Genomic DNA, 23,686 nt, shown 5'->3' on the forward strand with positions numbered 1-23,686 from the left:
TCGTCCATTGTCAATAAAAGCCTCTGTTGCTAAGGAAGCGACAGTAAATCATTGACTGAACCACAAGACAAGAGGGCGATTTGTAACAAAATACATATTCATCTTATCGAACAACGCCCTGCGAGCGATTTGTTCGCTCGCAGGCAATTGTATCTTCAAAATGATGAGTCTTATTTAAATCACGCTTTGCGATAGAACCTTAGTTTGTCGTGTTGATGAGGTGGCGCATAGTTGAGCACTGCTCTCCGGGGTAACCAGGCAGAGCCTTAGCGGCTGAGCTACATGCCAGTTGTGTAGCTTGTTCGAGTCGTTCTGGGAGCGTACTCGCATTGACTGGCACCCAATTCATTTGCTCCCCAAGCCAGCTAGCCCAAGCAAACTCAACAAAATAAACCTGTTCATGCTTGCTGTAATAACCGGCATCTTGTAGTTCACCTGCCAAAGAGCGGTAGGGGTAGTCGGGTAGCTTACTTATGTGTGCAGGTAATTGATCGGGAGTTAGCGGGGCTCCTTTTTCATCGCGCAGCCATGTCCAGTGGTTGCCTTGCATGTCTTGCCAAAAGCTCTCCTTGTTGTCGAGGTGAGCAAGGATGTGGACGGTCACCTCTTTCACACCTTGCTGCCAAAGCGCCTTAGTCAGATGATGTCGGTCAACCAACCAATATTGGCCATCAGCATCTACGATTACTGGGATCTTTTTCTTTTTCATGTACTTTTTAAGTTGTGCTGGGCTTTTTGTCGCCAGTTTGGCTTGTGTTTTATCAACTTGTTGTTGACCAACCCCGGCCTGAGTGGGGTGTAGCTGATTAATATCTAGGCTGCACCAGTCCCCGATGCCACTGTCTGTCCCGCAAGGAGCGAGTGCCCATGCTCCCTGACTGATGATTGCGGCGGCAAGCAATATCCATCCTTTGCTCAACATGCTATTCCTTTTGAATGATGACGGTACCAATGCAATCAAATGCATTGTTGATTATTCAATATGTAAAAGTGAAAGCTTAGCCTTCACCGACCCTCTGCCTTGCATTGTAGGAGTTTGAAGCCTAACGGTACAGAAAACATCGATAAGGTGTTGGAGAATTTATCAGTCGGTATATAGTTTAATAAAAATCATAGGGTTACAGTGAGGGTGTAAAGTTATAACTTTGAATGAATGCATTAACGTTTATCATTTTGAGTGTGTTTCAGAGTCGAGTGATTAGCGAGCCGTCAACACACTTTTGCCCCGTTATGTTCCTCCCCCTTTCAAGGGGAGGTTAGGAGGGGGTGCTGCTAGCAACCAACCAAGAAACACCCCTCCCTTTGAAGGGGAGGGAATTAGTTTCGTGAGCGTTGAGAGTATGCCATTTATGATGAGCGATATAGTTTGCTGAAACATGTTATATCCACTACAACCCCCCAAAATTCTCTTTATTCGTTTTCCTCATAAATCAATACCTTTCGTAGTAAATCTGCAAGCTGATCTTGTTCTTTTTTAGTCAATACATTCAGCATTTTATCCATATTTTCAACATGATCGTTTAACGCAGTATCAACACACTTAACACCTTTTGAGGTCAAAGTGACTTTGCAGCTTCGCCGGTCGTGTTCGCTATAAATACGCCCTACCAATCCTTTTTTTACTAACTGATCTAAACGCGTACTTACAGCGCCTGAAGAAAGCATGAGTGTCTTATATAACTCTGTTGGTGTAATACCGGAAGGATCGCTTCGACGCATCGTTGCTAAAATATCGAACTCGATGCTGCTTAACCCATGTTCTTTAAACACTTTATCCATTTTACTCTTCCAGACATTACTGGTTCGACGTAAACGTCCAATGACTCCCATAGAAGAACAGTCCAGATCGGGTCTGACACTTTTCCACTGAATCAAAATGGAATCGACATTATCCAATGACATTTTATCTCTCCTATAAATATCTTACTAAAAAGATACTTGATCATAAGTTAAATATCCATTACTTTAAAGAAAGTATCTTTTACAAGAGATATTTTTAATTTGAAGGAATCATTATGAAAGGATTACATCAGATAAGGACAATCGGTTTGACCGCTATAGCGCCGATTGTCTGGGGAAGTACTTATATTGTTACCACTGAGTTGTTGCCAGCGGAGTCACCGTTGCTTGCATCAACAATTCGAGCTTTGCCGGCAGGTTTATTTCTAGTCTTAATTAGCAAGACGTTACCTGATAGCAAGTGGCTGAGCCGTCTTGCGTTACTTGGCTTTTTAAATATTGGCTTGTTTTTCTACTGTCTATTCTTTGCTGCAACTTATCTACCTGGGGGGATGGCGTCGATAGTGATGTCTATCCAGCCTATGTTCGTACTCCTACTAAGCTGGAAGTGGCTAAAATCAGAGCTATCATCGTGTCAAATTTGGGCTAGTGTGGTTGGAATCTCAGGTATTGTCTTGCTGGTCATCAACAGTGCTGTACAGATCAATTTATTAGGAGTTGTTGTTGCTTCTATTGGTACATTAAGTATGGCTTCTGGGGTTGTATTAACAAAAAAATGGGAAAGACCTAGTGAGATAACTTTACTGAGTTTCACCGGTTGGCAACTGCTTTTTGGTGGGTTCATGCTGCTGCCAGTGGCCTTATGGGTTGAAGGGCTTCCTGAACATTTAAGTTTGTCAAATTATATTGGATATCTGTATCTGAGTGTAATAGGCGCAATTTTAGGCTACTCCTTATGGTTTCGAGGAATAGAAAAGCTGCCACCGGTTACCGTTTCTTTTCTCGGTTTTCTCAGTAGCGTATCTGCATGTGTGTTGGGTTATCTCATTCTCGATCAAACCTTAACTTGGCTTCAATTATTAGGGGCAATGTTTGTCCTAGTTGCTATCGCTTTGGCAGCCCCTCGTACAAATTCGTCATCTGATAAAGCTAATAATTTACTTTTAAAAAGGAACTAATATGAAGATTACAATTGTATCTGGCAGCCAGCGTGCAAACTCGCAAAGTTTATCAGTTGCACGTTATTTAGAGTCACTTTCTTTAGATCATTTCGATACAACAAATATTTTGGATTTGCACTCACTTAATCTTCCGTTTTGGAATGAAGGGGTTTGGAAACAAAGTGAAGAGTGGGAGCTATGGACGCCAATTTCCGAGATACTTAAACACTCGGATGCAGTGATTCTTATTACACCAGAGTGGCATGGAATGGCAACTCCAGCACTTAAGAATTTTTTGCTATTGTCTACCGATGAAGAGCTTGCACATAAGCCGGTACTCTTAGTAAGCGTATCAGCGGGCGTAAATGGCGTATATCCGATCAGTGAGCTGCGCATGACAGGCAGCAAGAACAACCACGCGTGCTTTTTACCGGATCACCTAATCTTTCGCAATGTAGAAAAATTGCTCACTATTGACCACAGATGTACTGACCAAACCATGCATCAACGTAATCAGTATACAATGAAATTACTTGCCAGTTATGCTCAAGCATTGAATCCAGTACATCGTGAGATGGTATCAATGGGAAAGGCATTTCGCTATGGTATGTAATAGTAAATAAGTAATTATTATTGTTGGCAATAGTCGGCAGCTTAATTGCAAAGATGACCAAGACGACGGTAGCACTAGATTAATAATAAGTACGTTTTCAATTATATAAGAACCACATTGTAATGGATCATTACTAGCGCTCAGTCTGCCCCTCTATTGACTGTGAATTATTATGGTCCATTTTTTATTCACGGCTCTATATCTATTCCAAAGGCTCTGACTACATTTTCTGGTCATGCTTTGCAGCCATTTGATTCATTAGAAGAGCAGATAAAATGATCCCAAGAGCCAGCCATGATGTAGTCTGAATACTATCATTAGTAACCAGCGCGGAGATTAATACGCCTATCGCAGGCACAAGATAATTAGTCATCGAAGTAAAAACAGCGCCTGCATTCTTGATACTCATCATATAGAGATAATAAACCACTCCCGCACACATCACACCAAGATAGATCACAGCAGTAAAGGCGCTCAAAGGTGGCGATTTTTGTGTCAGTGTCATCGTTGTGGTGAGAGAAATTATAATTAATTGAATACTCGCCATAAAAAGAACATTTCTTGCCACTATCAGGGGATGTTCTTCTTTAACTCGGTTGAGCAGGAGCAAAGCAACAGCAAAGCATATCGCAGCAAATAATACTGCTAGGATGCTAATGAGACTAACTCTCGAAGATGTTGACATTAAATCTGGGTAAAAAAGGACAACTAAACCACTAAAACCCACGATGACACTTAGCAGATTACCTTTACTAATCCTAGCATTCTTTATAAACACAGGAGCAAGAAGCAGTGCATAAAAAGGTAGTGTACCCATTAATATCGCTGTTACTGAACTGCTCAACTCTTTTTGAGCAAAAGGTATAAGAATGAAAGGAATCGTTGCTTCAAGTAAACCAATGACAGCATAAAGTAGCCACTGTTTACTATCACCACTAATTCGCATGACCCGACAGATAATAAACAAAGTGATTGCACCGAATATTGCACGCAATGTACCTATCCATACTGGATTGAATGCCTCTAGTGCATTCTCTTGAAAAATAAATTGTGATCCCCAAATCAGCCCAATGGCGAGCAGAGTTAAGTAGTTTTTAAGCATAGTAAAATCCCAATACAATCAATAAGCTTTCGGTGTCAAAAAAGAGCTCTTAAATATAGTGCTATAGTCAAGCTGACTTAAATGCAATAACATCAACCTCAATTAGCATGCCGTCAAGAGCTAACTTAGGTACTGGAATTAAGGTGCTTGCGGGCAACGTATCTAACGGCCAACGTTCTTGTATTTCTTTACTCCAAATATTCAGCTTTTCACTATCATGATCAACAATAAGGACAGTGATCTTTAGAACATCCTCAAAACTAAGCTCATGGGCATTAAGTGCAATCTCTAGGTTTGATAATAAAATGCAAGTCTGATGAAGAAAATCGCTACTAAGCTTATGTTCAATACCTTCACCACCACTTTGGCCCGAAATGTAAACTAGCTCTCCTTTGCTTGGTGCCTTCACTGTATGACAAAAACCAAATGGTGTTGGATTAAAAATCTCTGGTGGATTATGGAAGACTGGCTTTAGTTTTAGCATAATAATGACCTTTTATACGTTGAATTCAAAAGTAAGCAGGAGTATAAAAGTTCAAGTTAACTTGAAGTAAAGCGATAATTTGACAAAAGTTGAAATAACTGTGAGCAGAAATGATTATCTAACTATTGGACAGCTAGCCGAACGTAGTGGTGTAGCAGCATCGGCTTTACGCTTTTATGAAGCTAAAGGTTTAATTGCTTCCTTTCGAACCAATGGTAATCAACGCCGTTATTTACCTTCGATGCTACGTAGAATTGCACTCGTTCAAGTAGCTCAATCTGTAGGGTTTACATTAGAAGAAATAGCAAAAGAGTTAAGCACCTTACCAATGAATCAAGCGGCCACAAAGCGAGATTGGGAGAGAGTTGCAAATAAATGGCAGCAAGACCTCGACCATAAAATAGCAAAAATCCAATTATTAAAAGACAATCTTTCAGGATGTATCGGATGTGGCTGCCTGAGTATGAAGAAATGTCACCTAATTAATCCAGAAGACAATCTTAATCAGCAAGGGCAAGGGGCGCAGAGAATCATTTGATTATACATTAGGCAACCCACTACTTTTATTAAAGCGTTTCAATTTCCTTCTCTGATAACTGTGTTTACCTAAGTTTATCGATAAGAAACCGCTTTTCTATAAAGTTGATTTTCAAAAGAATTGTTGATAAGTTGCAAAAATGAAAAACATTTCAACGCCTTCGTCATTATTTTTCTGGTGGCGCTCTATTTAGAGCGGCGCGGAATTTTTACATTCTTAAGCTGCTGGAAGGTAGCTGAGACTGTAATTTCTTTTGTATCTCCAGTAGCGATCTATTTTTACTAGGAGATATATGAATGAATACAAGTCAATACACTGAAAAATCGGAAGTAATTTTAACTGGCGATAGAGCTACTGGCCCATTGCACCTGGGGCATTATGTCGGCTCTTTAAAACAACGGGTCGCTTTACAAGATATTCACGAGCAAACAGTTCTTGTTGCTGATATGCAAGGTCTTACTGATAATGCTCACAATCCGAAGAGAGTATCATCTAATATTCTTAATGTCGTCGCGGATTATCTCGCTGTTGGTATCGATCCCTGTAAAACTACAATTTGTCTTCAATCACAACTCCCTGCTCTTGCTGAATTGACTATGTACTACAGCAATCTTGTGACAATCAGTCGATTAGAGCGAAACCCAACGGTCAAAAGTGAAATACAAAGCAAAGGCTTTGAACGATCAATTCCGGCTGGTTTTTTAATCTATCCTGTATCTCAAGCAGCTGATATTACTGGCTTTAACGCAACATTGGTTCCAGTTGGGGATGACCAGTTGCCAATGCTTGAACAAACTAATGAGATAGTTAGAAAGATTAATTTATTAGCAGGACGAATCGTTTTGAACGAGTGTAGACCCTTGTTAAGCAACGCATCACGTTTACCTAGCACAGATGGTAAAAATAAGATGTCTAAGACGATGGGAAATACCATTAATCTTGGCGCTACTGAAAAAGAGATCTCTGCTGCAGTAAAGTCTATGTATACCGATCCTAACCACCTAAGAATCGAAGATCCTGGTGCTATTCAAGGCAATATCGTATTTACTTACCTCGATGCATTTCACCCTGATCAAAATCATATCAACCAACTAAAAGAACATTATCAACGTGGCGGACTTGGAGATGGAACAACAAAAAAAGTATTAGAGGAATGCTTACAAGATATGCTCAGACCAATAAGGGAAAGAAGAGCTGAGTTTTTAAGTGATAAGGCTCAACTGGTTGATATTTTAGTGAAGGGAAGCAAAATCTCTAGAGATAAAACAACGGAAGTACTTTTTGATGTTAAAGATATCTTTGGACTAAATATTTTCTGAATAATTTGTTTTCAATAGCCAACTTCAAGAAGATCATTAGGTGAAACTCTCGAGGTTGAAGCTATTTCCTATATTCTTTATAGTTTAAATTATGCGAATTTAGTGGAAATAGTTCGTGTCGGTAACCCCATTTCTGTCCGTACGACCTGAAGTCGTATTAAGTGTGGCTCTCCACGATAAGAGGGAATTAGTTTCGTGAGCGTTGGGTGTATGCCATTTATGATAATGGATGAAGTTTGCTAAAACAGTTTTGTCCAGAACCTTCACTGTGGGCACTTCGTAACTCACCTTTGTCCAAAAATCGTTTTACAGCCTAACAAAAAGGCGAACTTCTCAGTTCGCCTTTATTATTGAATATTGATTACAAAGTCAGTCACAACCTAAAATGATGATCATAAACTGTGACGACGAGCCATCAACATCAGCACCTACTCTTGGTAGTTATCGATACTTGGGCATGAGCAGACAAGGTTACGGTCACCGTAAACGTTATCGACGCGGCTCACGGTTGGCCAGTATTTTGATGCCTGAGTATGAGCGGATGGGAAGCAAGCCGTTTCACGAGAATATGGGTGAGCCCATACTTCACTTGCGAGATCCGATTGTGTATGCGGCGCATTCACTAACGGGTTGTCGGCTAATGGCCATTCGCCTGATTGAACTTTCTCCATTTCGGCGCGAATCGCAATCATCGCCTCGCAGAAGCGATCCAATTCGGCTAAATTTTCCGATTCGGTTGGTTCAATCATCAAGGTGCCAGCAACAGGGAATGACATCGTCGGTGCGTGGAAGCCATAATCCATCAAACGTTTAGCAATGTCTTCTTCGCTGATACCTGTCGCTTCTTTAAGCGGACGAATGTCAATAATGCATTCGTGCGCTACGCGGCCGTTACTACCACGGTAAAGAATAGGGTAGTGTGGGCGCAGTCTTTCCATCACATAGTTAGCATTTAAAATAGCGACTTGAGTCGCCGTGGTTAAGCCTTCTGCACCCATCATGGCAATATAAGCCCATGAGATAGGTAAAATAGAAGCGCTGCCTAAATCGGCCGCAGATACGGCGTGATCGCTGCCTTCAACTCCCCCTTCAATATGTCCCGGTAGGAAAGGCGCTAGGTGAGATTTTACACCAATCGGCCCCATACCTGGGCCGCCGCCGCCATGTGGAATACAGAATGTTTTGTGCAGGTTGAGGTGAGAAACATCAGAGCCAATAAAGCCCGGATTGGTTAAACCAACTTGCGCGTTCATGTTGGCACCATCAAGGTAAACTTGGCCGCCCGCGGCGTGAACCATGTTACACACTTCTTTAACTTGTTCTTCGTAAACGCCGTGCGTTGAAGGATAAGTGATCATGATGCTAGAGAGGTTCTCTTTATGCTTCTCAATTTTGTCTGCGAGGTCTGCGATATCAACGTTACCGTTATTATCACATTTCACGACCACTACTTTCATCGAAACCATTGAAGCGGTTGCAGGGTTGGTGCCGTGTGCTGAGCTCGGAATTAAGCAGACGTTACGGTGCCCTTCACCACGGCTTTTGTGGTAGCGCTGAATCGCCACAAGCCCTGCATATTCGCCAGAAGCACCGGAATTTGGTTGTAGCGAGAAGGCATCATAGCCTGTGATTTCACAGAGCTTTTCTTTTAAATCCTTAGCGAGAGCGGCGTAACCTGCGGCTTGCTCTTTCGGTGCAAATGGGTGGATTGAACCAAATTCAGGCCAAGTGACAGGGATCATCTCGGCTGCGGCGTTCAGTTTCATGGTGCAACTGCCAAGCGGGATCATGCCGTGAGTTAATGAAAAGTCTTTATTCTCAAGTTTTTTCAAATAACGCATCATTTGTGTTTCGCTGTGATAGGTGTTGAACACAGGATGCGTTAGGAAGCGAGATTGACGACGGCAGTGTTCTGGAATCGCTGCAAATTCGTTGGCGGCAATTTCTGCCGACAGCGCGCTTACCGATTGCTTAATATCGAAAACCGCAAACAGGGTTTCAAGATCAGCTGTGGTGGTGGTTTCATCTAAACTGATGCCCAATTGGTCATCAAATCGGCGTAAGTTGATGCCGGCTTGCTGCGCTTTTGCGTAGAGCGCTTGAGTTTGAGTGGCACTCTTTAAGGTAATCGTGTCAAAGAAGCTGTTATGCACCAATTCGTAGCCCGCTTGAGTTAAGCCTGCCGCTAGAATTGCTGTCATATGATGAGTACGGCGCGCAATGGTGCGCAACCCTTCTGCGCCATGATATACCGCATAAAACGAGGCCATATTAGCCAGCAGAGCTTGCGCGGTACAGATGTTCGAGGTCGCTTTTTCGCGGCGAATGTGCTGCTCGCGAGTTTGCATTGCCATGCGCAGTGCTGGGTTACCTTTCGCGTCAATCGACACTCCGATCACGCGGCCGGGCATGGTGCGTTTGTGCGCTTCACGCGTGGCCATAAAGGCGGCGTGTGGGCCGCCATAACCCATAGGGACACCGAAACGTTGAGCGGAGCCAATCACGACATCCGCGCCCATTTCACCTGCTGGTTTCAGCAAGGTGCTGGCCAGTAAATCCGTGGCAACAGTAACCAAGATTTTATTGGCTTGCGCTTTAGCAATCAGGTCGCTTAAATCACGCACTTCACCTGTGGTGCTTGGGTATTGCAGCAGCGCGCCAAACACATCTTGTTCAGGCAATGAGTCGAGTGCGCCGATTTGTACCTCAAAACCGATAAATTCAGCGCGAGTTTTTACTACTTCAATGGTTTGTGGATGAACATCGTCCGCCACAAAAAAGACGTTACTTTTGCTTTTTCCTGCGCGTTTACACAGTGTCATTGCTTCGCCAGCGGCCGTTGCTTCATCGAGCAGCGACGCGTTGGCAATATCCATTGCTGTTAAATCCATCACCATTTGTTGGTAGTTAAGCAGCGACTCTAAACGACCTTGAGAGATTTCTGGCTGGTAGGGCGTGTAAGCCGTATACCAGCCCGGATTTTCCAGTACGTTACGCAAAATGACGTTCGGCGTGAAGGTGTTGTAGTAACCTTGACCAATGAACGTGCGTTTAATCTGGTTTTGATTGGCAAATACTTTCATCGAGCTGAGCATATCGGCTTCGCTTTTAGGCGCAGCAAGGGACATTGGGCTTTCTAAACGAATTTGCGCAGGAACGGTTTGTTCGATTAACGCGGCTAAGCTTTCGGCGTTAATCGCGTTGAGCATTTTTTGTTGATCGGCTGGGTTGGGTCCGTTGTGGCGTGCAACAAACTCATTTTCGGTACTTAACTGGCTAAGCAGTGGGCTGTGAAGTAATTCAGTCATTTCCTTTACCTTTTCAAAGATCGTGTGCGACCTTAAAAAAAAGCCGCCCATGCTGGGCAGCTTTGATCCGTGATGGGCTAATTAATCTTCTTCGATAGAGTTTTGGTACTCTTCTGCATTTTTTAGATTGTCGAGTTCAGAAGCATCAGACATCTTCACTTTCACAATCCAGCCACCTTCATACGGTTCTTCGTTGATGAGTTCTGGGCTATCTTCTAACTCTTCGTTGATTTCAACGATGACACCTGTAATCGGTGCGTAAATATCTGAAGCGGCTTTGACAGATTCAACTAGAGAAAAACTGTCTCCAGCATCAATTTCTGTATCTACTTCAGGTAGGTCAACAAACACGACGTCACCAAGCATCTCTTGCGCATGCTCAGAAATACCGATGGTCACTGTGCCGTCACCGTTGTCGCGCACCCACTCGTGGCTATCTGCAAACTTCAGTGTATTGTCCATTGCTTTATCTCCAAAAAAGTATCGTATTGATTTGAACTTGTGTTTAATTTAAAAAGGCTATTGGTAGAGTGGGAAGCGTTGGCACAGCGCTTTAACTTGTTTGCGCACACGTTGCTCAACATCACTGTTTCCTTCTGGGCTCACAACAAGGCCATCGAGAACATCGCCAATCCACTCACCGATGAGTTTGAATTCTTCACGACCAAAACCACGGCTGGTTCCAGCTGGCGTACCTAAACGAATACCCGAAGTAATCATAGGCTTCTCGGTATCAAATGGGATGCCATTTTTGTTACATGTGATTCCTGCACGCTCTAATGCTTGTTCGGCGATATTCCCCTTCAGCCCTTTAGGGCGAAGATCAACAAGCATGAGATGAGTGTCAGTCCCGCCAGTCACAATGTCACAACCGCGAGTTTGCAATACTTCGGCGAGAACTTTTGCGTTATCGATCACCGAATCAATATAACGATGAAACTCAGGGCCCAGCGCTTCGCCTAGTGCTACCGCTTTGGCTGCAATTACGTGCATTAACGGGCCACCTTGTAGGCCGGGAAAAACTGCCGAGTTAATTTTTTTGCTGATCTCTTCGCTGTTGGTCAAAACCATACCGCCTCGTGGGCCGCGCAAGGTTTTATGTGTGGTGGTCGTGACAACGTGGGCATGCGGCAATGGGCTTGGGTGAGCACCAGTGGCGACTAATCCGGCAATATGCGCCATATCGACCATTAAGAGCGCGCCCACTTCATCAGCAATGGCTCGGAATTTGGCAAAATCAATCACGCGAGGAATGGCAGAGCCGCCCGCAATGATCATTTTTGGTTGATGCTCTAACGCGAGGCTGCGTACATCATCATAATTGATTTCTAAGGTCGTGCTATCGACACCATATTGGATAGCATTAAACCACTTACCAGAGAGGGCAGGCCGAGCGCCATGAGTGAGGTGGCCTCCGGCATCCAGAGACATACCTAAAATCGTGTCACCCGGTTGCAGTAAAGCCAGCATCACCGCGCCATTAGCTTGTGCGCCTGAATGCGGCTGCACGTTGGCGTATTGACAATGGAATAGGGATTTTGCACGTTCAATCGCAATGGTTTCGACGGTATCAACGTGTTCGCAACCACCGTAATAGCGACGGCCGGGGTAGCCTTCTGCATATTTATTGGTGAGACAAGTACCTTGCGCTTGCATAACGGCTTTTGAAACGATGTTTTCTGAGGCGATCAGCTCAATTTGTTCATTTTGGCGCACGTATTCGGCTTGAATACCCGCAAAGACAGCATCATCAGTGGCAGCAAGGTTGGTAGAGAAAAAGCTCTCAAGGCAGTGGTTGGGGTAACTTTTGTTCACGTTGGCATTCATGGTAGATGACCTTCCAATAATCGGACGGATTGGCTAAACATTCCGTCATTCCTTTTTAGTGGCTGCCTTATCGTTAAGCCGTTAGGCGACAACAAAGCAGAGTGTCAGTTATCCTTAAACTGGATTGCAACCCCAACAATACGGGGTGAAAAGCCACTTAAACCTTGTTAAATCCCTAACCGCAATAAGTGGTAAACTGCATCTCTTTATCTAACAAGTCAGTAACATACTCTTTGACTTATAAACAATCAATCAAAAATTTCCTATAGGAAACATGGTTTCTTTTTTTGTAAGCAAGAGCACGCTTTATTTACGTGCAGCCTCTTTAACCTTGCGTTGGCTTTATGCCACAATGATGGCCGAAATCAGGAAGATAACAATCGAGGGAAAGCATGTCTGAAGACATTTATGATGAGTACCCATCGTTGACCTTGGCCAAGGAAACTGGTGAACAAACGATCGAACCGCTTAAGCTTGGGCAACGTATTAAAGAGATCCGCTCTAAGCTTGGGATTACGCTAGAAGAGGCGAGCCAGCGGACAGGATTAGCTCGATCTACATTGAGTAAAATCGAAAACGAACAGATTTCTCCAACCTACCAAGCGATGCAAAAACTCGCTCATGGATTGCAGATAGATATGCCTCAACTATTTGAGCCACCAAAGAAAATTGTGGCAACAGGTCGTAGGGATATTTCTCGTATTGGTCAGGGCAAGCCGCATCCCACCCCAACTTACGAGCATGAATTGCTCGCCACGCAGCTCTCTAATAAGAAAATGATGCCGTTTAAAAGCCGAGTGCGAGCTCGTGCATTTGAAGAGTACAGTGACTGGGTTCGTCACGATGGTGAGGAGTTTTTGTTGATCCTCACGGGTGAAGTTTTGTTCTATAGCGAATTTTATGAACCGGTTCGATTGGCGGAAGGTGATAGCGTTTATTACGACGCTAACATGGGGCACATGCTGGTCTCTGTCAGCGAAGAGGATGCATTGATTTTGTGGGTTACGGCAAAATGAGTGTGAAAACGCGAAGTTTCTTATAGTGACAGCAATCGTTTTCTATTTGTTGGCTTTGCCCTCTGTAGTGTGCTTTTAATCACTTTTAGCTCAGGCGATGGTAAGCATCTCGCGACTTTTAATTGTGATTTGGTTGTTAATTTTGACAATTCATCTTGTTTTGAACTTGTTAATCCGCCCGAACGGGCGCATTCTTGTTCACTATTGGAAACATGGTTTCCTCTTCTTTGGACATAATAGCCAACATTTGGTGGTGAATTCCCTGCTGGGTCGGCTGAAATGGAGATAAAAATGACTCAAGAACATGCAAATCAAACATTACTCACTACTCCTTTACATGCGCTGCACATCGAAGTTGGAGCGAAAATGGTGCCATTTGCTGGCTATGACATGCCCGTTCAGTACCCATTAGGGGTAAAGAAAGAGCATTTGCATACTCGCGAGGCGGCTGGTTTGTTTGATGTTTCGCATATGGGCCAACTTCGTTTGCATGGAGCCAATGCCGCGCAAGCATTGGAGTCATTGGTTCCGGTCGATATTATTGATTTACCAGCAGGTAAGCAGCGTTACGCCTTTTTCACAAATAAAGAAGGCGGCATTATGGATGATTTAATGGTCGCTAATCTGGGTGATCATCTGTTTGTTGTGGTTAACGCGGCTTGTAAAGCACAAGATATTGCTCATCTACAAGCACATTTGCCACAAGGTGTTGAGCTCGAAGTCATTGATGATCGCGAGCTGTTAGCGCTGCAAGGGCCAAAAGCCGCTGAAGTGTTAGCTCGCCTGCAACCACAAGTGATGACGATGCACTTTATGGATATTCAGCTAATGGACATCGATGGAGCCCAGTGCATTGTCAGCCGAAGTGGTTATACCGGTGAAGATGGTTATGAAATTTCTGTACCAGCAGAACAGGCCGAAGCATTGGCGCGTAAACTGACCGCTTATGAAGAAGTGGAATGGATTGGTCTAGGCGCGCGCGATTCACTGCGTTTAGAGTGCGGTTTATGTCTTTACGGACATGATCTCGATACCACCACAACACCAGTTGAAGCGAGCTTGTTATGGGCGATAAGCAAAGTGCGTCGTGCTGAAGGTGAGCGTGCGGGTGGTTTCCCGGGTGCAGACATCATTCTTGGGCAGATCGAAAGCAAAGATGTTGCACGTAAACGTGTAGGTTTAGTGGGGTTAACTAAAGCGCCAGTACGTGAAGGAACGGAGCTATTTGATGCCGATGGCCAGCATATAGGCGTAGTGACCAGTGGTACAGCAGGACCGACGGCCGGAAAGCCCGTGTCTATGGCCTATATCCGAGCTGATTTATCAGCGATAGGAACAGAAATTTTTGCTGATGTGCGCGGAAAAATGCTGCCAATGGTGGTTGAGAAAATGCCGTTTGTGGCTCAGCGTTATTATCGCGGCTAAAGCATCATAAAATGTAATAAAAGTGCATTTAAAGATGTTTCATATCGATAACGGATTAAGTACTATCTGGGTTCAAAGTGATAAGGAATGACATGATGAACAAATGGGTAGTACTTTTATCTTCGCTCGTCGTCTCTGGCAATGTGTTCGCCGTTGATGCTCAGCCCTACATAGTAAACGGCTCGTACGCAAGCGTGACGAATTTTCCATCTATGGCGAGCCTGTTTTTTGATCAAATTGGTTATACAGGGAAGTATGGTAATTATTGTGGAGGGTCACTACTCAATAACCAATATGTATTGACCGCTGCACACTGTATTTATGGTAGTAGCTCAACGCAGCTTTTTACCTCGGTTGTCCCTAAGCTGCAAGTTGAAACAGATTTTCCGTACAATATATTAGAAAAAGTACGAGTGGCAGAAATCTATTATCCATCAACCTATAACAGCACCACCTTATTTGATGATATTGCGATCCTTAAGTTAGAAATTCCACTAACAACGGTGTCATCTGCTGATTACTTAAACTTACCAGTGAGTTCTGATTACCGAGATATTAGCAACAATTTTATTGCTGTGGGACATGGTAATACCGCTTCTAATGTTGATAATTCGACCTCTCTTTTAAAAACCACACTCACCTATGTCCCTAATGAATATTGTAATGCTTATAACGTCTCGACAGCCAACAACTTATGCATGAAAGGGGTGCCACCAATAAATAATATTACTGGCTTAGCGAATGCTACCTGTCAAGGAGACTCTGGCGGACCTTTATTTTGGTATGATGGCAATCGAAATATCCAAGTTGGTATAACAAGTTTTGGGCCAACAACTTGCGGTGATCCTAGTTTTGCTCCAACTTCCATCTTTACCGAGGTTGTCAAATATAGGACGTGGATTGATAGCGTAGTTGCAGGAATTGAACCACCAAAATTTGTCGCAACAGAAGCGAAACGCCAAGCTTATTTAAACCCACCTTCTGACAGTGGTGGTTCATTCGGCTGGTGGTCTTTACTGCTGATGTTTATTCCCTTCATCCGTAGACGTTGAACCCTTATTGATTTCGAGCGACCTGTTTAGGTCGCTTTTTTATTGCCTTTTTTGAGCAGGTTCCACTTAGGGCGCTAAACTTGAAAGTGATACACGCGTATCTTTCTAGATGAGTGACGAGGTGATGGATGTACAAATGGATACTGTTCAGTGCGATGCTATCAGCAAATACTTATGCGGTTGATTTCCAGCCTTACATTGTGAATGGTTCGGATACCAGCAGTGCCACTTACCCTTCTTTTGCTAGCCTTTTATATCAAAGCAGCGCTCAGTATAGTACCAACAGTTTTTGTGGGGCGAGTATCATCAATTCACAGTTTATTTTGACGGCAGCTCATTGTATCTACGGTAAAAAAGATACCATGCTTTACACAGTGGTAGTGCCTCAGTTGGATAATGTGGCCGATTTCCCCTACGGGAATATCCAGATATCGCGCGCGGCGGCTTTTTATTACCCCAGTACTTACATCAATTCGTCCAGTGCTCTCTGGCGTGATGACATTGCGATTATCAAGCTCGAAACACCGCTCAATGTGGCGGACTATTCTGCGCTACTCAATACTCAGTTAAATAATGATTACCCTGCCGGCAATAATTACAAAGCGATTGGTCATGGCTACGTGGCGGGTAATGTCGCGAGTTCAAATACTCAGTTACAAGAAACGACCCTCACTTTTGTTAGTAATGCCGTCTGTAGCGCTTTCTATGGCCCGACATTGACCTCAAAGCAGATCTGTTTTGATGGTGCGGTAAGCGGCGCTTATAAAAACTCCACCTGTTCTGGCGATTCCGGTGGGCCTGTCTATTGGTTTAATGGCTCGCAATACATTCAAATTGGTTTAACCAGCTTTGGGCCTTCACTATGTGGTGATATTAACCAACCGATCACCTCGGTATTTACGGAGCTTTATGATTATCAGAGCTGGATTCAGCGCGTTCTTACAGGGGCAGAGGCGCCTAAATATTATGTTGCCACTCAAAATGGGGTACGTGTTCTGATTGATACTCAAACGGTTACCCCTCAAGAGGAGAGCGGCGGCAGTTTGAGTATCCTAGGGTTGACTCTACTGCTGTTATTTCGCTTTCGGGCGCATAATAATTTTGGTTCGTCTGTTGTGGTGATTAAAAATTTGCTTGGCTCTCAACGTCATCTCTTGTGCGGTGATTCGGTTTGCCGTTTGCTCTATGTTAAACAACGCATCGATGCCGTACCCGTGCAGTGAATAACGTTGAATAAACCAATTCATCTGCTTGGGGTCGTCTGTGAGTGGTTTGAGATCGGCAATCAATTGTTTCGCTGCGGTGAGCGTTTCCTCTTCCGTTATTTCGACGGATAAACCGTCAATCAGCTTATCAATGGCTTGCTCTGCGGTGTCGACATCATTGGATGAAATCTCAACGCTAAATAGCCAATCGTTGTGTGGTTCACTATCGGCTGAAACCGCAAAGGCATTAGGAGCATAATCCAGCCCTAGCTGTTCACGCACCTGACTCACCATGCGGCGGTTTGCCACACGCCACAACATATCATCCATAAAGATAGTAGTAGCCGATTTGTGTTCCGGGTCGTTACTGATCACTCTGGCAAGATAGGCACTGCTTTTTTCGTCATTGATCGCCATGTCGATTCGAGGCTGAAAGTCTGCGCGATAATCAATGCGATAATCGACCTCAGGTGCAGAGCTGAAGGTTAATGACGCCACATAGGTACGCAACAGCGGTTTCAGTTCGGCTGGTTTAATGTCTGCGGTAATAAAGAGTTTAAAGCCTCTATTTTTCTTAAAGAGATCATCATGGGTTTGCATCAGTTGTTCAACACTCACCGTATTGATGTCCGATCCTTCGTATAACCAATGAGTGGTGTCTGGCAGATAACTATTGCGATTAATGGCGAGCGCCATCTGGCCGGCGGGTGAGCGAAGAAAAGTATCACGATTTTCTTTAAATTCTTGTTTTGTTAACTGCAGATGGCTGTCGTCGATGTTGATGGTTGTCATCGCCGTATAAAGGGCCGCAAAGGCTTCGGCTAACTCTTTTTTGGATGATTCGAGGTTGATACCATGCGACGTAAAGTCGATGTAGGGATTCAATATGATGCCGTGTCTTCTCAGGTGATTATCCAACTGAGAGCCGCTAAAGTTACCAATTCCACCGCGTATGGCACTCGGAATAAGCACTTCAGAAGCTTTACGCAAATCAGGCTCTAAGCTTGCTTTACCACCAAGGCTAGCCAAAGTGGCATACACTTTTTCCCCTGCGTTAATGTCTCTGCGATACCACACTTCAACACCGTTACTTAGCGTCCAAGTGGTGATATCCATCGACTCTTGAGGTTGAGATTCTGACAAAATGGCACCTATCTGCGTAGGTGTTATAAAAGCTTGATTGACCTCTTGTAGTAGCGGTGGCTGCCCTTTTTGGGCAAACCGAGTTTTGAGTGTTGGCAGTGTCGCGACGACGAATTCTTTGTCTTCACTTTTATCCAACCCAATATTGATCTGGTAGTCGCTAGACAATAATTTGCGAAGGTGTTCATCGAGTATGGCATTGTTGGTGGTCGAGATAAATTCGGTTAACGTCGAACGTCGGTCTAAATGTGACTGGATCGGTTGATCCAACGTGCGCGCCAGAGTTTTTTCTTCGACTAAATCTATCGCGGTAGCTTTTTGCCAATTGTTATCGAAGTTCGCTAGCATCTCTTGATACTGACGGAAAATCGCCTGAAACTCTTGCTCACTCACACCATGATCACGCAGTGCAGCAAGTGTGGAGAAGAAGAGATTTTGCGATGCTTCTCTTGAGTCCACTGGAAACCCGACCTCTGCAAACGAATAGCGCTGGGTTTCAAACGGGATAGTTTGGGAATAAATCCAAAGTGCCGGAAGGTTGGCATCACTAAAATTGCTGGATAACCGCTGTTGTATCAGTTGCTGGGCGATATCATCGAGCCACCACTGGGCTTGTTGTTCACGGCTGGCTATTTTTTGCTCGCCACGGTCGATGAATAGGCTAATGTTCGGTGAGTCATTGGTACCAATGTAACCCACAAAATCTGTATTATTGGCCGTAATGCTGTGATTTCTAGTCGGCATTGGCGTGCTGCCTTTTTCCCAGCTCGCGAAATGTTTTTCTATCAATGCCGTGGCTTGCTCTAATGTGATATTGCCAGCGATAACGATTTCGGTGAGCTGTGGCTGATACCAAGTGCGGTAAAAATCGGCAATCCCTTCGGCTGTCGCTTGGTTCACGCTTTCTTTGGTGCCCAAGGGATCATGTTGCGCATATAAAGTATTAGCAATCATGTGCTCATAAACGTTTTGAGCGTAGCTCTTCTCCTCTTTGCGTGAGAAACGAAACTCGCCCATGATCACGCGTTTTTCATTTTCAACCGATGTGGGAGTAAGCTCTATACCATCGGCAATATCTCTAAACCAGACCAGAGCTGGCTCTACCGCTTGGTTATCGGGTAAATCCAGTTTGTAAACCGTTTCTTGATAAGCAGTATAAGCATTGATGTCAGGGCCAAAACTGACACCTGATTGCTCAAAGGTTTTGATCGCATCATTTCCGGCATAATGAGCGCTGCCATTAAAAGCCATATGCTCAAGAAAATGAGCGTAGCCCTGTTGCTGATTGTTTTCTTGAAATGCCGCTGCGTGAACAATCAAGCGGATGGAAACGGGTTCTTTTTGATTGGGATAAATGTGGTATTTCATGCCATTGGCCAGCTCGGCGCTCGCCCAATAGGGATCTTCTTTGATCGGAGTGAATGCTTGATTTGAAGCACATCCCAACAGAAATAAGCAACTAACGAATAGTAGACGATATATTTTCATAACAACCTCGACATGTATTTGGTGGCAATATACGTCATGAGGTTTGAATTATTTTGGGGAATGTGACTGTCAACTCAGGTTTTGAGAAAGAAGTTTCAATTTTTTCGTAACAATGAATGTTATTAATTACATTGTGTAACGGTAGTGTTAGGTTTTGAATAGTTTACCCACCTTTGTATTGGATATCTCTCACACGTCAGCTAACACCATAAAACAGAGAGGCTGGCTAATTTCTTCAACAGTGGAAGCATTAGCTTCACACTGCTGAGAGATTAGTTCGGTGATCTACTGGCTTTCTTCACTGATACGAGGGGCTTTTTGCAGTGAACGTTTACGCATTAACCAACCCACCAGTACCGTTGAGATAGCGATCAACAGTGTCATCAGTGGTGCTAATATCAACGCATGATTGGCTATTTTGGCAAGCTTATCGGGCAAAAGAGAAATACCTAAGCCTGAGCCGACCAAAAACAGAATCCACGCCAGCGCGCTCAGTGGTGAGACGAGCAGGAAGCGTGTTGGTGTTACTGCATTACGCAGCCCCATTACCATAGGCAGCAAAGAACGAACTACCGGCAGAAAGCGCCCCATGAACATGGCCAGTAGCCCATACCTTTGGATCAAGTTATCGGCAGTGCGCCACTGTTTTTCTGAGACTTTGTTGAGCCAAGTTGAGACTAATCGCCACTCTTTAAGTTGGTGGCCTTGATAAAAGGCGATCGCACTGCCCAGCCAACCAGCAAAAACCAGCACGCCAATAATGGCATAAAGGTTGAGTACCCCAACGGCCGCAAGGCTACCGCACAGTACAATCACACTATCGCAAGGCAGCGGCGCTGCTGGAATAAATGCACTTTCAACGAAGATAAGTAATCCAATGCAGAGGTAAAGTAACGACAGATCGACCTGTTGTAGCGCAAACAGATCTTGATGCCATAAGGCAGAAAAAATAGACAAAAAAGTATTCATAACAAGCTTCCTCAATCAGTAAATAGTAATAATTGGTCCGATTGAAAAAGGTGTTAAGCGTGGGCGAAGCGTGAATACAGGTTGGAAAATTGCAGTGCTTTACGCACAAAAACGTGAGTTGATTGACCTATATACAGAGAACAAATGACGACAAACGCAGTGGTACTGAGAGTGTAAAAAAGTAGGGTAGTTTCTGCGCTCGTCTCTTCGTCGTCATCTGAGATTAACCGAAGCCCACTGACTCGTGGCGACTCATGCCTTGTGGTTAATATCGCTGCATCACGATCAACAAAAAATGGATGACTGGAAAAATGAACATGCTGGATTGTCGTAGACTCACTCGCCGAAAAGCTTTGTGTAGCATTGAGGTTGAGCGAGGAGAACAGGCTCAATAAGCTAAACAAGAAGGCAAACATCAATGACTGGATCATAACTATCGCGAGGCTACTAAAACTGAGGGTGAGTATGCGGCGTGTCAGCGGTGCGTGTAAAGGAATTTTAGCCCTGGAAAAGCGTGAAAAAGTGAGCAGCGTTGCTGCTCACTCATGATAGTTAAATATTAATGATGCAAATTATATTGCTGCCGCGGTTGAGCTCTCGCTCGCTTTTGCGCGGTTTTTAAGGAAGGCGTAACCAAAGCCAGTCACCGCCGTACCAGCCGCAATTGCGATTAGGTACATCAGTACAGGTGTAATCGCATTTGGGATCAGTAGGACAAATAAGCCGCCGTGCGGAGCCATTAATTTCGCGCCAAACAGCATAGACAGTGCACCCGTTAACGCGCCGCCTGCCATACAAGCTGGGATAACGCGCATTGGATCTTTCGCTGCAAATGGAATTGCCCCTTCAGAGATAAAGCATAAACCTAGTACAAATGAGGCTTTACCCGCTTCACGTTCACCGGCTTCGAATTTGTCTCTGGCAAGGAAAGTCGCAAGGCCCATACCTAACGCTGGCACCATACCCGCCGCCATAATGGCGGCCATTGGTGCGTAAGTTTGCGAAGCAAGTAGACCAACACCAAAGGTATACGCTGCTTTATTAATCGGCCCACCTAAGTCAAAGCACATCATCGCGCCTAGGATTACACCCAGAAGTACGGCGTTGGCTGAGCCCATGTTGTTTAAGAACTCAGTCATTGCAGCCATGATGCTCGATACAGGGCCACCGACGATGTAGATCATCACCAAGCCAGTAAAGAGACTCGCCACAAATGGAATGATGAGGATTGGTTTTAGCGCTTCCATCGATTGAGGTAAGGAGACTTTATCTGCAATGAATTTAGCGGCGTAACCTGCAATGAAACCGGCCACAATACCACCAAGAAAACCGGCTCCGGTAGAGCTTGCCAACATCCCGCCAATCAAACCAGGAGCAAGCCCCGGACGGTCAGCAATCGAGAACGCAATAAAACCCGCCATGACAGGGATCATTAATGCAAAGGCTGAACCGCCACCAATGGTCATCAGCGCTGCCGCCAATGTGCCTTGCTCTTTAAACGCTTCAATACCAAACACAAAAGAGAGTGCGATGATCAAACCACCCGCGACTACGACAGGAAGCATGTGAGATACCCCAGTCATCAGGTGCTTGTACACCCCTTTTTTCTCTTCGGTTTGATTGTTATTAGACGCTGACGATTGCGTATAAATAGACGCTTGGTTAAACGCGTTGGTGATCTCTTGCTCGGTTTTTTTCAGTGCAAGACCTGTACTGGTTTTGTACAGTTTTTTACCGTTGAAACGATCAAGTGGCACTTCGATATCGGCCGCAATGATCACCAAATCCGCATCAGCAATCTCTTGCGCCGTGAGTTGGTTTTTCGCGCCCACAGAACCACGTGTCTCTACTTTGATTTGATGGCCAAGGCGTTTTGCATGGTTTTCTAGCGCTTCTGCCGCCATAAAGGTGTGTGCAACACCCGTTGGACAAGCGGTAATCGCCACGATTTTTTTAGCGGCTTGCGTTACGACTGGCGCAGATACCGTTTTTGCCTCTTGCTCAGTTAGGATAGTCGCTGCATTTATCGCGCTGTTTAAAAAAGCAACGGGATCAGACGTGCAGGCTGAAATGTCACTTTGGTACACTTTTTTGCCGATAAAGCGGGTGGTATCTATTGGTGTATTACGAGCAATAACCACCACATCTGCGTTGTCGATTTCACTGCTAGAGAGCGTATGGCCTTGAATGATGCTGGAATGGCATTCAATCACAGCGGTCCAATTGAGCGATTTTGCCGCTTGTTCAAGCAGCCCGGCAGCAATGATGCTGTTTGCAACACCACTGGGGCATGCGGTAATAATAGCAATCTTCATAGTTACGACCTTCTGTCCTTATGAGTTAGCGCTTAAGCTAACGGGTTGTAATTGGATTTGTTGTTGTAGGGTTTCGAGTTGTTTTCGGTTTGACATACCCACGCCGACTTGCGTAACAGCTAACGCAGAGAGGGCGGTGGCAAAAGTAAGCAGTTCTGTTTTTTCCATCTGCTGCATGTGTCCCCAGCAAAGGCCCGCGACTAAAGTATCGCCTGCGCCAACAGTGCTAACGACCTGCATACGTGGTGGTTTTGCATGCAGCCATTGATGTTGGTTCAACCACATCACGCCATTTGCTCCCATCGACACCACGATATTTTCAATGCCTTTTTCGGCCAGTTGCGCGGCGGCAGCTTGGCATTGCTCAGGAGTGTGTAGTTCACGCCCCACAAACTGAGAAAGCTCTTCATCGTTTGGTTTAATCAACCAAGGCTTTGCGTCAAGACCCGCTTTGAGGGCATCACGACTACTATCAAACAGCACTTTTTTACCCATGAAGTGCAGTTTTTCGATCCACGAAGCACATAATGCTGGGGAGATGCCCTGTGGCAAGCTACCAGCGAGCACAAAATAGTCGTGATCAGCGGCTAATCTCTCGAGAGTGCGTTCGAACTGCTCAATGGCAAGCGGCGTCACTTCAACTCCGGGGAAATTGATGTCGCTCACTTCGCCCGATTTCTCCACCAATTTCACGTTAATACGGGTTGCACCATCAACACGAACAAACTCATCAATTGCGGCCATTTGATCAAATAGCTGACAGAACAACTCTTGGTTATCACGGCCAAGAAATCCGGTCACAGTCACCTTTGCACCGAGATCGCTCAGTACTTTCGCAACATTAACCCCTTTACCTGCGGCGTGAAGTGAACCTTGTTTGACTAGGCTCACTGAGCCAACATTCAGCACATCCAAGCTACCTGTTAAATCAAGCGCTGGGTTTAGCGTGATAGTGACGACTTTATTTGTCATGACTTAATCC

Annotated in this window: 19 protein-coding genes and 1 pseudogene; 8 read left to right on the forward strand and 12 right to left on the reverse strand. The window is 44.6% G+C overall.

The features are described from left to right. Positions 1-199 precede the first annotated feature (199 nt). Together AACT42_RS18145 and AACT42_RS18150 are read right to left on the reverse strand one after the other, a co-directional pair. Positions 200-922, reverse strand: coding sequence for a ParB-like protein (locus AACT42_RS18145; protein ID WP_094133835.1), 723 nt, complete (start codon positions 920-922; stop codon positions 200-202). Between the two features lie 488 nt (positions 923-1,410). Beyond that, entirely contained in the window at positions 1,411-1,902 is a 492-nt protein-coding gene (locus tag AACT42_RS18150; protein WP_094133836.1) for a MarR family winged helix-turn-helix transcriptional regulator, read from the reverse strand. Positions 1,903-2,015: 113 nt separating this feature from the next. Here AACT42_RS18150 and AACT42_RS18155 point away from each other — a divergent pair, with 113 nt between their 5' ends. Both AACT42_RS18155 and AACT42_RS18160 read left to right on the forward strand, forming a co-directional pair. Further along, positions 2,016-2,918, forward strand: a complete 903-nt coding sequence (locus AACT42_RS18155; RefSeq protein WP_094133837.1) for a DMT family transporter — start codon at positions 2,016-2,018, stop codon at positions 2,916-2,918. Position 2,919: 1 nt separating this feature from the next. After that, positions 2,920-3,513: an NADPH-dependent FMN reductase gene (locus tag AACT42_RS18160; RefSeq protein ID WP_094133838.1), complete on the forward strand. Its 594-nt coding sequence runs from the start codon at positions 2,920-2,922 to the stop codon at positions 3,511-3,513. A 220-nt stretch (positions 3,514-3,733) separates the two neighbouring features. On the opposite strand, the gene AACT42_RS18165 is transcribed toward AACT42_RS18160, so the two are convergent. Together AACT42_RS18165 and AACT42_RS18170 are read right to left on the reverse strand one after the other, a co-directional pair. Continuing rightward, positions 3,734-4,615, reverse strand: coding sequence for a DMT family transporter (locus tag AACT42_RS18165; RefSeq protein ID WP_094133839.1), 882 nt, complete (start codon positions 4,613-4,615; stop codon positions 3,734-3,736). A gap of 67 nt (positions 4,616-4,682) precedes the next feature. Continuing rightward, the gene (locus AACT42_RS18170) at positions 4,683-5,099 is read right to left on the reverse strand and encodes a RidA family protein (RefSeq protein WP_094133840.1); all 417 of its coding nucleotides are present in this window, start codon (positions 5,097-5,099) and stop codon (positions 4,683-4,685) included. A gap of 100 nt (positions 5,100-5,199) precedes the next feature. Here AACT42_RS18170 and soxR point away from each other — a divergent pair, with 100 nt between their 5' ends. Beyond that, a complete protein-coding gene (gene soxR, locus AACT42_RS18175; RefSeq protein WP_094133852.1) occupies positions 5,200-5,637 on the forward strand; it encodes a redox-sensitive transcriptional activator SoxR in 438 nt (145 codons plus the stop codon). Positions 5,638-5,933: 296 nt separating this feature from the next. Further along, complete coding sequence (gene trpS, locus AACT42_RS18180) at positions 5,934-6,956, forward strand: tryptophan--tRNA ligase (RefSeq protein WP_094133841.1); 1,023 nt, start codon at positions 5,934-5,936, stop codon at positions 6,954-6,956. A gap of 428 nt (positions 6,957-7,384) precedes the next feature. Here trpS and gcvP read toward each other — a convergent pair whose 3' ends face one another. The 3 genes from gcvP to AACT42_RS18195 all read right to left on the reverse strand — a co-directional run bounded on the left by gcvP (position 7,385) and on the right by AACT42_RS18195 (position 12,091). Next, positions 7,385-10,264 carry an aminomethyl-transferring glycine dehydrogenase gene (gene gcvP, locus AACT42_RS18185; RefSeq protein ID WP_094133842.1) on the reverse strand — a complete coding sequence of 960 codons (2,880 nt, stop codon included), beginning with the start codon at positions 10,262-10,264 and terminating at the stop codon, positions 7,385-7,387. Positions 10,265-10,345: 81 nt separating this feature from the next. Next, on the reverse strand, positions 10,346-10,726 hold the full coding sequence (gcvH, locus tag AACT42_RS18190; RefSeq protein WP_013868476.1) for a glycine cleavage system protein GcvH: 381 nt from the start codon (positions 10,724-10,726) through the stop codon (positions 10,346-10,348). Between the two features lie 57 nt (positions 10,727-10,783). After that, entirely contained in the window at positions 10,784-12,091 is a 1,308-nt protein-coding gene (locus AACT42_RS18195; protein ID WP_017043957.1) for a serine hydroxymethyltransferase, read from the reverse strand. Between the two features lie 392 nt (positions 12,092-12,483). Between AACT42_RS18195 and AACT42_RS18200 the strand changes: the two genes are divergently transcribed. From AACT42_RS18200 to AACT42_RS18215, 4 genes are all read left to right on the forward strand, one after another. After that, positions 12,484-13,107, forward strand: coding sequence for a helix-turn-helix domain-containing protein (locus tag AACT42_RS18200; protein WP_010320321.1), 624 nt, complete (start codon positions 12,484-12,486; stop codon positions 13,105-13,107). Positions 13,108-13,398: 291 nt separating this feature from the next. Continuing rightward, on the forward strand, positions 13,399-14,532 hold the full coding sequence (gene gcvT / locus AACT42_RS18205) for a glycine cleavage system aminomethyltransferase GcvT (RefSeq protein WP_176429071.1): 1,134 nt from the start codon (positions 13,399-13,401) through the stop codon (positions 14,530-14,532). A 77-nt stretch (positions 14,533-14,609) separates the two neighbouring features. Then, positions 14,610-15,584 (forward strand): trypsin-like serine protease, encoded by a 975-nt coding sequence (locus AACT42_RS18210; RefSeq protein ID WP_094133844.1) that lies wholly within the window; start codon positions 14,610-14,612, stop codon positions 15,582-15,584. A 128-nt stretch (positions 15,585-15,712) separates the two neighbouring features. Beyond that, the gene (locus AACT42_RS18215) at positions 15,713-16,807 is read left to right on the forward strand and encodes a S1 family peptidase (RefSeq protein ID WP_176432253.1); all 1,095 of its coding nucleotides are present in this window, start codon (positions 15,713-15,715) and stop codon (positions 16,805-16,807) included. A gap of 75 nt (positions 16,808-16,882) precedes the next feature. Here AACT42_RS18215 and AACT42_RS18220 read toward each other — a convergent pair. From AACT42_RS18220 to pfkB, 5 genes and pseudogenes are all read right to left on the reverse strand, one after another. Next, positions 16,883-19,420: pseudogene (locus AACT42_RS18220) on the reverse strand (M16 family metallopeptidase); the annotation flags it as partial. 285 nt (positions 19,421-19,705) lie between these two features. Continuing rightward, positions 19,706-20,389: a DedA family protein gene (locus AACT42_RS18225; protein ID WP_176429070.1), complete on the reverse strand. Its 684-nt coding sequence runs from the start codon at positions 20,387-20,389 to the stop codon at positions 19,706-19,708. A gap of 53 nt (positions 20,390-20,442) precedes the next feature. Further along, the gene (locus AACT42_RS18230) at positions 20,443-20,820 is read right to left on the reverse strand and encodes a hypothetical protein (protein WP_234912201.1); all 378 of its coding nucleotides are present in this window, start codon (positions 20,818-20,820) and stop codon (positions 20,443-20,445) included. A gap of 141 nt (positions 20,821-20,961) precedes the next feature. After that, positions 20,962-22,704 (reverse strand): PTS fructose transporter subunit IIBC, encoded by a 1,743-nt coding sequence (gene fruA / locus AACT42_RS18235; protein ID WP_094133847.1) that lies wholly within the window; start codon positions 22,702-22,704, stop codon positions 20,962-20,964. 18 nt (positions 22,705-22,722) lie between these two features. Then, the gene (gene pfkB / locus AACT42_RS18240; RefSeq protein WP_017050019.1) at positions 22,723-23,676 is read right to left on the reverse strand and encodes a 1-phosphofructokinase; all 954 of its coding nucleotides are present in this window, start codon (positions 23,674-23,676) and stop codon (positions 22,723-22,725) included. Between the last annotated feature and the right edge of the window lie 10 nt (positions 23,677-23,686).

Source organism: Vibrio sp. V15_P4S5T153, assembly GCF_963874485.1.
Taxonomy (GTDB): domain Bacteria; phylum Pseudomonadota; class Gammaproteobacteria; order Enterobacterales; family Vibrionaceae; genus Vibrio; species Vibrio anguillarum.